Genomic DNA, 13,632 nt, shown 5'->3' with positions numbered 1-13,632 from the left:
TCTTCGGCTTCTTCTCCCTCTTCAGCTTCTTCTTCCGCTTCGACTTCTTCTTCCGCTTCGGCTTCTTCCATCATAAAGCCAGGGACTTCAGAAATTGAAAGTTCTACATCGGTAACCAAATCATCTTCTATGTCTACTAAACCAGGTGGGTTATGAACTCGAACGCGATCACTGAGTTCAAAGTGGCCTTCTAAAGCTTGCAGCTGATAATACACCCATTGAATATTGCAATGTATACCTTCACGATGGTCGACTTCCAAATCTGCAGTTGCTGTTTCATTAGCAGGTATCTGAATGTTCCCTTTTTCAATCGGATCAACAATATAATTGTTTTTATTATGAATTTCCTGCCCGGCTTCAATTAATAAATCATTAATATCGAACGATGTTTTATTTTCAACATGAAAACGAACAATACACTTGCCTGTTTCAAGTTCGTAATCTGCCGAAATCAAAAAATCACTAGTTGAAGTGTAATCGGTAAAATAAGCCACCGTAGATGAACTCATAGTTTGCATTGTAATAAGCAACGTAGCGCTTCCAACCCCTACATATGTTTTCCACTTCACCACTCGCACCCCCTTATGGAAATGGAGCAGCCATTAACATGTGGCTACTCCATCAATCTAATCTTGCTGAAAATTATTCGTTTTCGTACTCAGCACCCTCATCAGTTTGCTTAGCTTCTACTTCAAGGCTTCCTGTAACGACAGAACCTTGGTATTCATTTCCAGCTTCCTCTTTTAATTTTAGGTCGAATGTCACTTCAAAATCATCCCCAGGAGCTACCGGATATTCGAACCCATCCTCCTCAGGGAAGAATTGATTAATAATGCCTCTGTCCTCATCTACATCTGATAATGCTAATGTGCGTGTTTCGTCATAGCCTCTATCCTCACGTTCAAAGTGCATCGTTACCTCATATTTATCACGGAGATCTTCACCGTTGTAATTATCATTGTTGTCGTCCCCATTAACATCCATATTTAACTTTAGTCTTGGAACGACTTCCATATTACCTGTATTCGCTACTGTGATCGTTTCACCCTCAACAGTTCGACTTGGAGCAATGTGAAACTCTTCACCCTCTGGCAAAAATACATTTTCATTTGCAATATCAGTAATTTCAAGAGTGCCTGCTGTCACTTCACTTTCACCTGTTGCCGTCGCATCTGTAAACCAAGAATATGTTCCGAAGAATGCGCCTACTCCTAGTACCCCTGTTAGTGCTGTTGCCACCATTACCTTTTTTGTTTTGTTCATATACTTCTTCCTCCTTAAAATGTTGAATAATAAGTTCTTTTGCCTTTTGCTTTCTAAGCTGCAAGATGAATCTCCGTTGTAAGTATGGACGCGCTTCTTAGTTCACCTCCTTAATAGAATAAAAGACTTAGTCTGCTACTTCTTTTGTCGTTTTTTCGGATTTTGATATGCGTTCATAGATGGTAATCCAAATAAAGATTAATAACGGTAAGAGGATGGTTAGCCAGATTCCAGCTGGCGTTCCTAGGAATTGAATGAGATAGCCAACCTTTGGAATAGTCATGGAGTGGTTTCCTAAGACATTTGCACCTGCTACAAGGTACTCGTCTTCGGTGTTATTGTTATCTCCTTTCGTTTGAAAGGCGATTTCCCCATCTTGTTCAGTTGTTTCAATTACTCGATGAGTTACTATTCGTTCATCTGGATCGTAGTAGGTAATAACATCTTCTTCTTGAACCTTTTCAGCATCTGCCGCTTGAGAAATGATGATGTCTCCGGCTGAGAAAAATGGTTCCATACTGTTAGATAAAACGACCAGGGGCTGGTAACCGAAAAAGGATGGTAATGGTTGCTCTTCTTGGTCACCTACAAAGGACAGAACTATGATCAATCCAAAGCAACCGAATATGGCAAAAAACATTATTTGTACTGTGCTTGATAAAAAGCTTTTCACTTCGTTCCTCCTTTGTGTTGTTCGTTTCAAAGAACGTTAAATGTATAAAAAAGGGTCTTAACTGAGAAACGCTACATTCATATGTTTTGTTCTCAATTAAGAACTATTTTTATCATAATTCATTCTTGTTTGATATTAAAGTTCGAAAAATCGCTTCTAAAAGAAATGAGCTACATTTTGTTCTATATATAGAACTGTAGCTCACTTTTTCTCATGATTTTGTTTTTTTCTTTTTTTCTGTTGTTTTATATAATGAACAAAATGAGAAAGGAGGAGGGAAGCATGCTAGGGGACCAAATTCGCTATTACCGCGAAAAACAGGAAATATCATTAAATACATTAGCGAAAAAAGCAGGGATTTCTAAGTCGTATTTAAGTTATATGGAACGAAACGTAAAACAGAATCCATCTATTGAATTACTAAGTAATATTGCAGCTGCATTAAATGTTTCCATAAACGACCTTGTCGGTAAGTAATCACGTTTATGACTGAAGTGAACATCACCAATATACTCGAGAAAAGAAAGGGGCAGTCCAGATGAAAAGGAACAAACTAAGTGAAGAACAGAAAGATCTTGTTAATTTCGAGGAATGGTATACATTAATGGTAGAAGCAAAAGAGCATGGTTTTAAAAAAGAAGATATCTATGCGTTCTTATATAAGAATAAGAAAAAGGCGGACAAGCCTTAAAAATAAAGCTTGCCTCCTTAAGAGTATTTCTATGCTCAATTACGCTAAACAAATCTAATCATTATGTTGTTCTTTCCGCCATTTATTAAACTCTAGAAACTCGCGAAATTGTTCTTTTGAAACTCCGGAGTCCATCGCATCATATACAAGCTGCTTCCATTCCTCATCAAGTGTCTCAGCTTCCTCAACAGAATCATAAATAAGTGCATCAACCGATATGTTAAGAACAGAAGCCACCTTTTCAAGAAATTGAACCGAGGGGTTCGTTTGAATATTTCGTTCCAGCGCACTTAAATACGATTTAGCAACGCCTGCTTTATCAGCCAGTTCTGTCATAGAAAGTCCACGTTCTTTACGGTGTTGCTTCACACGGTCACCGATCATGATCTACACCTACTTTAAACAACTTTTCTGCAATTATAGCATAACTCATCTTTCTGTGACGTTGTAAAAAGCAGTCAGTCCCAACTTATAGAACGACCGTAGCAACTCTTTTAGACAGTCCTTACGAATGAAAAAGAAAGCCACTGACATGGCTTTATGATGAGGTAAGCTTTTCTTTTACTTCCTTCTCTTTCAGCTCACACAAGTATGTTTTCACTTCTTCAGCTGAGAACCCCTTTTCTTTTGCTTCAAGTATTAGTTCCACCCATTCTTGATCATAAAATATACTCTTATTCCCTTTCATATACTCACCCTTAGTTTTCTCTCAACAGGTAGCCCAGCCGTCTTAGCATTGGCGCCTTAGACCTGTAAACTTTGCGTCCTTTGCTTTTCAGCAAGGTAGCCTTTTTCATTGAGTATATTTTTACTACACTCTACCTTCCTCCCACCTCCTTTTGTTCGCTTTTAACTGCGCAGCGTACCCCAAGCTTCTTTTAATAAGTAATTTTGCCCTATTTGAATTCTGGATATTTTTATAAAGTTCCTGCTCCAGCGGAGAAAAGACTTTTACTAAAAATTCAACAATATTCTTTCCAGTATGCTAACAATGACCTCGTGGAATGGTAGGTATGGTTGGATTCTACCAATGTTTTTGGCCTTTGTCTTCTATAATTTTACGAATATTTTGCATATATTTTAGATAACTTATAATCAGTACTATTATCCTGCTTTATATTTAATTTTTAGCTTTCATATAGTTGATTGAAGAATAAAGCTCTCTTTATCCTCGCCTTCGTAACTTTAGGCCTAAAAAAAGTGCCTAAAGTAGGCACTTTTTTCTTCATTTATTACTTACTTAACTGGTGGAGATGTTCGAAAAAGTTTGGATAAGAGACTTCTATGGCTTCAGCATTTTGGATGTTACTTATCCCATCTGCGATCAAAGCTGCAATAGACATAGCCATGCCAATACGGTGGTCTCCGTAACTTTCTGCTTTAGCCCCGAGTAGAGGAGTAGGTCCGTTAATGATCATTCCATCTTCAGTCGCTTCTATGTCTGCTCCGAATTTTTTCAATTCATTGACTACTGTGTCAATCCGGTTGGTTTCTTTAACTTTTAATTCTTCAGCCTCTTTGATCACTGTTTTACCTTCCGCTTGAGTAGCAAGTACAGCTATAACAGGAATTTCATCAATTAAGCGTGGAATTAAGCTCCCATCAATCGTAACAGCATTTAACGAAGAAGCACTCATATGAAGGTCAGCAACCGGTTCACCGCTTTCTTCTCGTTCATTTTCAATCGTAAGGTTTGCTCCCATCTCTTTTAATACATCAATAACCCCAGTTCGTGTAGGGTTTACACCAACCGAAAGCAATCGAACATCAGCCTCTTTTACTAAAGCGGCTGCTACAAGCAAGAAAGCTGCTGATGATATGTCGCCTGGCACTTTTACTTCACGGGCTTGGAGTGTTTGCCCTCCCTCTATGGCTGCTCCATTCGGCTTCCTTTCCACATTCACCCCAAAAGCACTGAGCATTCTCTCCGTATGATCCCTGGATAAATAAGGCTCTTCCACCACAGTGGTCCCTTCGCTTTGTAAGCCAGCCAGCAAAATGCATGATTTCACTTGAGCACTCGCTACCTTTGATACCCAGTGGATCGCTTTCATTTCTTGTCCTCTTACAGAGAGCGGTGTATATGTCCCTTCTTCTCGCCCTTCTATTTTCACTCCCATCTCTTTTAAAGGGTGGGTCACCCGAGACATCGGCCGTTTTGCGATAGAGTCATCCCCAACAACTACACTGTGAAAAGGGCGGCCGGACAGAATGCCAAGTAAAAGGCGGATCGTTGTCCCAGAATTACCGACATCAAGCACTTCTTTAGGTTCTATCAGACCATCCAGTCCTTTTCCTTCAATGTGAACAGTTGACTCATCAACTTGAATAGAAACGCCTAACTTTTGAAAAACATCAATCGTACTTAAGCAATCGGCCCCTGGCAAAAATCCTTCAACCTTGGTAGTTCCCTTAGCCATCGCCCCGAACATAACCGCCCGGTGCGAAATAGATTTATCTCCTGGCACCTGTATAGAACCTTCCATAGCCTGCACCGGATGTATTTCTTGTTCGCTCATTCAAGTCCTCCCCTTTTTTAATCAAGTATATGGGTTTCATACATTTCACGCCGCAGACAAGCTATGCCTTCTGTCCGGTCGTCTTCAGAACGGAAAGTCAATCGGAGTACCCCCATAATATCTTCCCGGGTTTCAATAATTTGAATGTTAATGATACTAATTTTAGCTTTTGCTAAAATACCTGTCACATCCGAGATCACACCAGGATGGTCAGGGACATCTACATATAAATCATAAAAAGGGGCTAAAGCTCCCTGTTCCCGTGGAGGCAAGCCATCTCGATATGTTTTAGCGCGAGCAAAATAGTCAAATATGGCTTCGCTTTCTTCTTGTTGAATAAAACCACGGATGGAATTCATATTATCCAACCATTGGTCCATAATCGAAAGGAGCGACTCCTTATTATGTAGTAAAATGTCACGCCACATCTCAGGGCTGGCGGAAGCAATTCGTGTAATATCTCTAAAACCGCCAGCAGCAAGGCGGGCTACTACAGGATCATCCTTTTCCATCTCTTCTACTTGATGCACAAGCCCTGCAGCCACAACATGAGGAAAATGACTAACTACCCCTGCAAGCCGGTCATGCTGGTCAGGGGTCATTTCCATAAACCTTGCTTTTGTGCCTTTTAGCCAGTTTTGCAACTGAATAATTTGACGCGGGTTTGTATGAGGAGAAGGGGTGAGAATATAATAGGCATTTTCAAACAAATGCTCACGTGCAGCTGATACTCCTGTTTTGTGTGACCCTGCCATTGGATGACCGCCAACAAACGTGACGTCCAGCTCTTGTAATCGTTCAGCCGTTTGAAAAATACGTGTTTTCGTGCTGCCAACGTCTGTAATAATAGCCCCGCTTTTTAAAGGAAGTTCTGCCAGCTGTGCTAACAATTGATCCGTTTTAGTAACTGGAACACTTAAGACGATAAGGTCAGCTTCTTTAACCCCTTCTGCTACTTCCTTTGTTCCTTCATGTATGACTTTTAAGGATTTTGCAAGCTTTAATGTTTGTTCATCTACATCCACGCCTATTACAGTGGCTTCATGCTCAGCCTGAATCGCCAGCGAAATCGAGCCGCCAATTAAGCCAAGACCTATCACACACACTTTTTTGTTCATGCCTGGTCCCTCCATGTTCCAACCATTAAGCCAGCTTCTCCATCAGTTATAATACGAACAACTATGATGAATTAGGCTCTTTGTTCGCTTAGAAAAGCGCTCATCGCTTCTTTAAACCATTTGTTTTGTTCTTCACTTCCAATCGTTACGCGTATGCAGGTTGGAAAACCAAGGGCTTCTCCTGATCTTACAATGACACCCTTTTTTAACAAGCCTTCAAATACTTCGTGTCCGGGCAGGCCAGTATCTATCAATAAAAAGTTTGCTTCACTTGGGTAGCTCGTTAATTGATTTTCTTTACAATACGCTTCCAAGTCTTTCTTACCAGCTATTGTTTTCTCCCGGCACCAGCTGATATAGTCCTGGTCCTTCCAAGCAGCCAAAGCTGCAGCTTGTGAAACAGTTGTAGTGTTGAAAGGAGGGCGAACAGGGTCGACCGTCTGCATGAGTTCCTCTGACCCAATTCCAAATCCAACCCGCAGGGCAGCCATACCGTACGCTTTAGAAAACGTGCGCAACAAGACGAGGTTTGGATAATCTTTCAGCATCGGAAGAGTCTCAGGATAATCAGCTGCGCTTACATATTCGATGTACGCTTCATCAGAAACGACAAGTACGTCTTCTGGTACCCTCTCCATAAAGTGCTTAAATTCTGTTTCGTTCACATAAGTGCCGGATGGATTATTCGGATTACATACCCAGACAATGCGTGTTTGTTTATCGATTTGGGCTAATAAGCCATTTAGGTCATGCACCCCGTCAATCAGTGGCACTTCTCTAATTTCTGTTCCTTCAATGACAGCGTTATGTTTATATTGAGAAAAAGTAGGCTCTGCCATAACAGTGTTTGTGCCTGGTCCAAGAAATGTACGACAAAGCATTAATATCACTTCATCTGAACCAGCTCCGAACAACAGTTGTTTTTCGTTAAGATTTAAATCGTTGGCGATTGTCTGTCTTAATAGAGTAGCATACCCATCTGGATACAGACCGGCTACAGCAGCGGCATCACTAATTGCTTCCTTTACCTCGCTTGAGGCCCCGAATGGGTTTTCATTTGAGGCAAGCTTTTCCACCCGCTCCAAGCCAAGCTCGCGTTTCACATCTTCAATTGGTTTCCCTGGTTGATATGGTGTTAGTTCCAACACTTGTTCTTTTGCTTTCATTCTGCACCCCCGTCAATCTTCTGTATATCAATTCTACTCAGCAATTAATTGGTGGACGAATTTTTTTACTTCGCCAAGGGCCTGCTTCCTCTCATGTTCTTCGCCTTTTAGTTCATTCGTCAGCTTGCCCATAAGTGACACAATGGCGCTTCCCACGATGACTCCATCTGTTTTGCCTTTTAAGGCACGGACATGTTCCGGTTTAGATACCCCAAAACCTACAGCCGCTGGCACCTGTGCTTTTTGGGTGACTTCTTCTACAAAGCTATGCGTTTGTTCATGGAAAGCATCTCTAGAACCTGTAACCCCTAAGGAAGAGACAATATATAAAAAACCTTCCGCCTGTTCTACTATCCGGTCCACTCGTTCTTTTGATGTAGGAGCAACAAGTGAAATCAGAGAAAGGTCATGCCTATTGGCCGCTTCTTTCACTTCATCGCTTTCCTCTAACGGCAGATCGGGCACAAGCAAACCGTTTGCTCCTTTCTCAGCCGCTGTTGCAGAAAACCCTTCTACTCCAAGCTGGAGGAGCGGATTGTAATACGTAAAGACGACAATAGGAATCGTTACTCCTTTTTCCCGCATTTGGGGAATTAAGTCAAGTGCATTTGATAAAGTCATGCCGCCCTTTAAAGCCCGGATCGCTGCCGCTTGAATAACAGGGCCGTCAGCTAACGGATCTGAATATGGAATCCCTAATTCAAGGATATGCGCTCCAGCTTCCTGCAACGCAAGTGCAGTATCGACAGTCGCTTCCGGTGTTGGGTCTCCTGCCATAATGAAAGGGATAAACAACGGAAATTCTGCTGTGTTTGCTGCTTCCTGGATCGTGCTCATTCCGCTTCCCCCTCTTCTTTAAAAGCAGTACGAATCGTTTCGACATCCTTATCTCCCCGCCCGGAGAGATTGACTACTACTACTTGGTCTCGTTCCATTTGTCCGGCCACTTCTATCGCTAAATGAAGAGCATGGGCAGATTCAATCGCCGGCAGAATCCCTTCTGTTTCTGAAAGTTTTTTCAGAGCCGCGAGTGCCTCTTTGTCGGTTACCCCTTCATAGGTCACCCGCTCAGTAGCAGCCAAATGAGCATGCTCAGGACCTATGCCGGGATAATCAAGCCCTGCAGATATTGAATAAGGCTCAATGATCTGCCCTGCTTCATCCTGGATTAAGTACGTCAGCGAGCCGTGAATAACCCCTGGCCGACCGCGGTTAATGCTAGCTGCATGCTGTACGGTATTCATACCTTTACCGGCTGCTTCAGCACCATATAACTTAACTTCGTCTGTAAGAAATGGAGCGAACATCCCCATTGCATTGCTCCCTCCACCCACGCAGGCAACAGCGGCATCAGGCACTCTTCCTTCATGCTCGGTAATCTGCTCTTTCGTTTCTTCCCCGATCACGCGCTGAAAATCCCGGACAATGCGAGGATAAGGATGGGGGCCTACCACCGAGCCAATTAAGTAAAAGGTATCATCTACATGGGTAACCCAGTAACGGATTGCTTCATTCGTCGCGTCCTTTAACGTTTTGCTTCCGCTTTCGGCCGGCACTACTTCAGCGCCTAATAACTCCATCCGAAAGACATTTAAAGCCTGGCGGCGCATATCTTCTTCACCCATAAATACCTTGCATTCAAGCCCCAATTTAGCAGCAACGGTTGCTGTTGCCACTCCGTGTTGACCGGCTCCAGTTTCGGCAACAATTTTCTCCTTGCCCATTCGTTTCGCTAACAAAGCTTGGCCAACTGCATTGTTTAACTTGTGCGCACCGGTGTGAAGCAAGTCTTCTCGTTTTAAATATATTTTGGCTCCACCTGTTTCACGAGTCAGACGATCTGCAAAGGTTAACGGCGTCATTCGGCCGGCATACTCACGAAGCATTTCTTTATATTCATGTTGAAATGATTCGTCGTTCCATGCTTTTTCAAAAGCAGCTTCCAGCTCTTCTAAGGCTGCCATTAACGTTTCTGGAACAAATTTGCCGCCAAAATCTCCGTATCTGCCTTTACTGTCGGGGTATGTCTTCGTCATCAGACACCAACCTCTTTTCTAGTTGTTCAATTTTTGCACTACACTTTTTACCATTTCTCTCTAGCCCGCTTGAAATATCAATGCCTGGCGGGTCGTAGCTTAAAAGCTGTGAAATGTTGTCAGGCGTAACCCCTCCTGCGATCAGGACAGGTACCTGCAGCCGCTCCGCTTCTTTTTTATAAAAAGGCACATACGACCAATCAAACGTCTGCCCTGTTCCTCCCCAGGCCGAATCCACTTTTGTATCAACAATAAAGCCATCAGCAATACCTTCATATGGAGAAAATAAAGAAGAGGCAGCCGGGTCATGATGCAAGGCTTTGAAAACCTCTAGACGCGTACGCTCTTTCACTTCTTTAACAAATTCAGGGGACTCTTTGCCATGGAGCTGCACCATTGAAACCGGTAGTTCTTCGACAACTTCAACTACATCTTCAATTTTTGGATGGACAAACAAAGCAGCTATTTTTGCGGTGTTGACTGGGCCTGCTAGTTGGAGCCATTGTTTAACCTCTGCGATTTGGACTTGGCGGCGGCTCTTCGCAAAAACAAATCCCAAGAAGGCCGCCGAACTTGTAACGGCATGTTTCACATCTTCTTCATGATGAAGACCGCATATTTTTAACGGCAGCGCATGGCTCATACTGCTCCCTCTTTTAACTTGGTAAGTGTTTCTTGCGGTTGTTCAGAAGTGACAAGTGTCTCTCCGATGAGCATCCCTTTTGCCCCTGCCTTTGTTATGCGAGTGACATCTTCTGCTGTGCGAATCCCGCTCTCGCTTATAAAGAAGCTTTCTTCCGGCACAAAAGCTGCTACCTGGTCAGTAACATTCAGCGACGTTTCAAACGTTTTTAAATTCCGATTGTTCACCCCAATTAAAGCCGGGGTGAACTCGTTTAAAACGTCGGTAAGTTCTGTGTCATTATGGACTTCCACTAAGCACTCCAAGCCGGATGCTTCAGCTTCTTCATGCAAGATCTTTAACGCTTTAGACGGAAGCGCAGCTGCGATTAATAGAATCGCGTCGGCCCCCATGCGTACACTTTCTTCGATCTGTTTTTTTTCAATGATAAAGTCTTTTCGCAAAACTGGCAGTTGAATCGCTTCTTTTACTGCGATTAAATCGTAATGACTTCCTTGAAAATATGAAGAGTCTGTTAAAACAGAGACTGCATCTGCTCCACTCTTTTCATACAGCCCAGCTTGTTTTGCCGGGTCTAAACCTGCATTTAAAACGCCTTTTGAAGGAGAAGCTTTTTTCACTTCTGCGATGACTCCTACTCCAGAATGAACAGCACCGTGCTGGAGGTGTTGTTTCAAAGAGCGGCGGTGAAAACTTTGCTCAGGTGGCATGGTTAACGTTTCTATTTCTTTTTGCTTGGTTGCAATAATCTCATTAAGCATTGGATTCACCTACCTTCACTGTTCTTAGCTGTTCAAAATGCTCAGCTATTTCTTGCTTAGCTATTTTTTCATTTGCCAGCTCGAATCCTTCTTTAATCGTAGGAGCTGCTCCAGCTATATATAACGCAGTAGCCATATTTAAAGCTAATACTTGCTGCACAGCATCATTGGCCTCGTTTTTTAGCGCACGTTCTATAAGATTAGCACTTTCTGCTACACTTTCCACTTGAATATCGGCAAGAGCTGCTCGATTCGCTCCCACATCTTCTGGTTGGAGCGTATAGTTTGTGATTTCTCCGTTGTTCAACTCTGTAATATACGTCTTGCCTGTGATTGTTACTTCGTCAAGGCCGTCTTCACCCGTAACTAATAGAGCCCTCTTTGTTCCTAGCCGTTTCAAAACCTCTGCCATTTTTTCTGCATATTCTTTCGAAAAAACACCAATCACTTGCCGGTCCGCTCCAGCAGGGTTTGTCAGTGGCCCCAATAAATTAAAGACAGTCCGAAACCCGAGCTCCTTACGAGTAGCTACCACATATTTCATTGATGGATGATAAAGTGGAGCAAACAAAAAGGCTAACCGCTGCGATGAGAGAGCCTGTTCCACTTCCGCTGGTTCTGTCTGTACCTGGATACCAAGAGCTTCTAATACATCCGCGCTGCCACTCGTCGAAGAGACTGAACGATTGCCATGCTTTGCAACCTTAATATCACAAGCAGAAATGCCAATCGCACTAGCTGTTGAAATGTTAAAGGTGGACGCGCCGTCGCCTCCGGTACCGCATGTATCCAGAAGGTGATTGAATGTATGCGGGATCTGTTTGACATGCGCTCTCATCGAACGGACGAAACCGGTCATTTCATCCACGGTTTCTCCCCTCATTCTTAATATCGTTAACAAGCTCGCCACCTGGCTAGACTCCGTGCTTCCCGTCATGATTTCATTCATGACTTGTTCACTGGCTGTTTCTGATAACGTATCTCCTTCAATACAATGCTTTAATGCTTCTCTCATCTCCATCTCAGCTCTCCTGCCTTTCCTCAAACACTTGCTCTGCTATTTCCATCGATTGAAATAAAGCTTTGGCCTTATTTACCGTTTCTTGGTATTCACTTTCAGGGTCTGAATCGGCCACCACTCCAGCCCCCGCCTGGACATATGCCTTTCCATCTTTAATAATAATGGTTCGTATCGCGATGCAAGAGTCGATATTGCCATCATACCCAATATAGCTGATTCCGCCCGCATAAATCCCGCGCCTGGTAGGTTCAAGCTCCTGCAAAATTTCCATGGCCCGAATTTTGGGAGCTCCAGAAACCGTTCCAGCCGGAAAAGAAGCCATCAAAGCTTCAAGCGGATGGGCAGTGGAAGCCAGTCGTCCAGTTACTTTAGATATAATATGCATCACATGGGAAAAGCGGCCAATTTCCGTTAAGACCGGAGTTTCTACACTGCCATAGGAAGCAATTCTTCCCACGTCATTTCTTGCCAAGTCCACTAACATATAATGCTCTGCTTTTTCTTTTTCATCTTCCAACAGCTCAGTAGCTAATGCTTCATCTTCTTCCAATGTCTTACCTCGTTTTCGTGTCCCGGCAATTGGATGAATTTCTACATGGCCGTCCTGAATTTGCACGAGACGTTCCGGCGAGCTTCCGACAATCTCCTGGTCTCCTAAATGAAGATAAAATAAATAAGGAGAAGGGTTAATCATGCGCAGTACTCGATATACGGTAAAAGCTGAAACATTTAACTCGCGTTCAAACCGCTGGCTTAGTACAGTTTGAAAGGTATCGCCACTTTTAATATACGACTTGATGGCTTCCACATCTTCTAGGAATTGAGCCTTTTCATAATTTGAAGTAACGTTCTCCACCGATACTTCTGCTTCTGTGTTAAGTGGCGGGAGCTGTACCAAAGGCTCAGGTGGTGAAGCAAATAATCTGTCGGCAATCCGCTTAACTTCCTCTTGCGCAGCTTCGTACACCGCTTCTGGGTCATTTCCATTCTTTTCACCGTAATGAATAATGGTTACTTCTTTGCGGGTATGATCAAATGAAACAATCGTTTCGCAAAATAAAAACTGAATCGGTTCTCGTGGAGCAGGGTTAGGATTTTTATTTAACCTTGGTTCAAAACGTTCGATAGAGTCATAAGGAACAGTACCTACCCCACCGCCAGTAAATGGGACATCCACTTGCGCGGGAGCAGGATTCAACCACTCTAGAGAAGCGTCAAAAATCCCTTGGATCGTCGCCCGTTCGAGGCAAATTTCTTTGTTTTTTCGTTCCAGGTGGAAACCTGTTTCACTTTCTCTTAAATAATAACGTGGATTTAATCCGATAAAAGAATACCTTGACCACGGTGAAGCTTCGTCTTTACTTTCTAACAAGAAAGCTACTTCGTCTCTTAACTGCTGTACCATAGCTATTGGCGTGTGTGTATCTGAGAATAATTGTTTGACATAAGGAATTAAATCATAGGTCTTCGCTTGCTCAAAAAAAGATGCTTGTGTTGTTTCACCCATACGGCTCACTCCTTTTAATGAGTAAGGAGCTAGGAGAGGGGAACATTAATAGCCTGTTCTTATAGATTCGTACAAAACAACATCAGGAAGTCATCGCATGGCTCTGCGTTGGGTATTGAGCCGGGAGATCCTTAATTTTTTGTAGTATAAAAAATCCGAAGCCTTTGTAGAAGAGCTCCGGACCAAAAAAGGATATACGTATCCCTGGGTTTGTCTTGTAACTCCGCTCTTCTT

Annotated in this window: 16 protein-coding genes and 1 riboswitch; of the genes, 2 read left to right on the top strand and 14 right to left on the bottom strand. The window is 42.9% G+C overall.

The window, feature by feature from the left end:
- From D469_RS19650 to D469_RS19645, 3 genes are all read right to left on the bottom strand, one after another.
- A partial coding sequence (locus D469_RS19650) for a hypothetical protein (protein WP_040606539.1) occupies positions 1-569 on the bottom strand: 569 nt, incomplete at its 3' end.
- A gap of 73 nt (positions 570-642) precedes the next feature.
- Positions 643-1,263 (bottom strand): TasA family protein, encoded by a 621-nt coding sequence (locus D469_RS0104905; protein ID WP_018922258.1) that lies wholly within the window; start codon positions 1,261-1,263, stop codon positions 643-645.
- Between the two features lie 127 nt (positions 1,264-1,390).
- Entirely contained in the window at positions 1,391-1,936 is a 546-nt protein-coding gene (locus tag D469_RS19645; protein ID WP_018922257.1) for a signal peptidase I, read from the bottom strand.
- Between the two features lie 282 nt (positions 1,937-2,218).
- Between D469_RS19645 and D469_RS0104895 the strand changes: the two genes are divergently transcribed.
- Entirely contained in the window at positions 2,219-2,413 is a 195-nt protein-coding gene (locus D469_RS0104895; RefSeq protein ID WP_018922256.1) for a helix-turn-helix domain-containing protein, read from the top strand.
- A 61-nt stretch (positions 2,414-2,474) separates the two neighbouring features.
- Positions 2,475-2,627 (top strand): hypothetical protein, encoded by a 153-nt coding sequence (locus D469_RS21965; protein WP_018922255.1) that lies wholly within the window; start codon positions 2,475-2,477, stop codon positions 2,625-2,627.
- A 54-nt stretch (positions 2,628-2,681) separates the two neighbouring features.
- On the opposite strand, the gene D469_RS0104885 is transcribed toward D469_RS21965, so the two are convergent.
- The 11 genes from D469_RS0104885 to trpE all read right to left on the bottom strand — a co-directional run bounded on the left by D469_RS0104885 (position 2,682) and on the right by trpE (position 13,398).
- Complete coding sequence (locus D469_RS0104885) at positions 2,682-3,011, bottom strand: helix-turn-helix domain-containing protein (RefSeq protein WP_018922254.1); 330 nt, start codon at positions 3,009-3,011, stop codon at positions 2,682-2,684.
- A gap of 154 nt (positions 3,012-3,165) precedes the next feature.
- Complete coding sequence (locus D469_RS21485; RefSeq protein WP_018922253.1) at positions 3,166-3,315, bottom strand: anti-repressor SinI family protein; 150 nt, start codon at positions 3,313-3,315, stop codon at positions 3,166-3,168.
- Between the two features lie 24 nt (positions 3,316-3,339).
- A riboswitch (cyclic di-GMP riboswitch) is annotated at positions 3,340-3,426 on the bottom strand.
- Between the two features lie 433 nt (positions 3,427-3,859).
- Positions 3,860-5,146 (bottom strand): 3-phosphoshikimate 1-carboxyvinyltransferase, encoded by a 1,287-nt coding sequence (gene aroA / locus D469_RS0104875; protein WP_018922252.1) that lies wholly within the window; start codon positions 5,144-5,146, stop codon positions 3,860-3,862.
- A 17-nt stretch (positions 5,147-5,163) separates the two neighbouring features.
- Positions 5,164-6,264 carry a prephenate dehydrogenase gene (locus D469_RS0104870; RefSeq protein WP_018922251.1) on the bottom strand — a complete coding sequence of 367 codons (1,101 nt, stop codon included), beginning with the start codon at positions 6,262-6,264 and terminating at the stop codon, positions 5,164-5,166.
- A 71-nt stretch (positions 6,265-6,335) separates the two neighbouring features.
- Positions 6,336-7,430, bottom strand: coding sequence for a histidinol-phosphate transaminase (gene hisC, locus D469_RS0104865; RefSeq protein ID WP_018922250.1), 1,095 nt, complete (start codon positions 7,428-7,430; stop codon positions 6,336-6,338).
- A 33-nt stretch (positions 7,431-7,463) separates the two neighbouring features.
- Positions 7,464-8,267 carry a tryptophan synthase subunit alpha gene (gene trpA / locus D469_RS0104860; protein ID WP_018922249.1) on the bottom strand — a complete coding sequence of 268 codons (804 nt, stop codon included), beginning with the start codon at positions 8,265-8,267 and terminating at the stop codon, positions 7,464-7,466.
- On the bottom strand, positions 8,264-9,466 hold the full coding sequence (gene trpB, locus D469_RS0104855; protein WP_018922248.1) for a tryptophan synthase subunit beta: 1,203 nt from the start codon (positions 9,464-9,466) through the stop codon (positions 8,264-8,266). Before trpB ends, trpA begins: the two co-directional genes overlap by 4 nt.
- Positions 9,441-10,109: a phosphoribosylanthranilate isomerase gene (locus D469_RS0104850; RefSeq protein WP_018922247.1), complete on the bottom strand. Its 669-nt coding sequence runs from the start codon at positions 10,107-10,109 to the stop codon at positions 9,441-9,443. The genes trpB and D469_RS0104850 overlap by 26 nt, the downstream gene beginning before the upstream one ends.
- Positions 10,106-10,870 (bottom strand): indole-3-glycerol phosphate synthase TrpC, encoded by a 765-nt coding sequence (gene trpC, locus D469_RS0104845; protein WP_018922246.1) that lies wholly within the window; start codon positions 10,868-10,870, stop codon positions 10,106-10,108. The genes D469_RS0104850 and trpC overlap by 4 nt, the downstream gene beginning before the upstream one ends.
- Complete coding sequence (gene trpD, locus D469_RS0104840; RefSeq protein WP_018922245.1) at positions 10,863-11,891, bottom strand: anthranilate phosphoribosyltransferase; 1,029 nt, start codon at positions 11,889-11,891, stop codon at positions 10,863-10,865. The genes trpC and trpD overlap by 8 nt, the downstream gene beginning before the upstream one ends.
- A gap of 1 nt (position 11,892) precedes the next feature.
- Positions 11,893-13,398, bottom strand: coding sequence for an anthranilate synthase component I (gene trpE / locus D469_RS0104835; protein WP_018922244.1), 1,506 nt, complete (start codon positions 13,396-13,398; stop codon positions 11,893-11,895).
- Positions 13,399-13,632: the final 234 nt, after the last annotated feature.

The organism is Salsuginibacillus kocurii DSM 18087, from assembly GCF_000377705.1.
GTDB lineage: Bacteria > Bacillota > Bacilli > Bacillales > Marinococcaceae > Salsuginibacillus > Salsuginibacillus kocurii.
The sequence above is the reverse complement of the archived record's forward strand: the minus strand, read 5'-3'. Positions and strand labels throughout refer to the sequence as shown.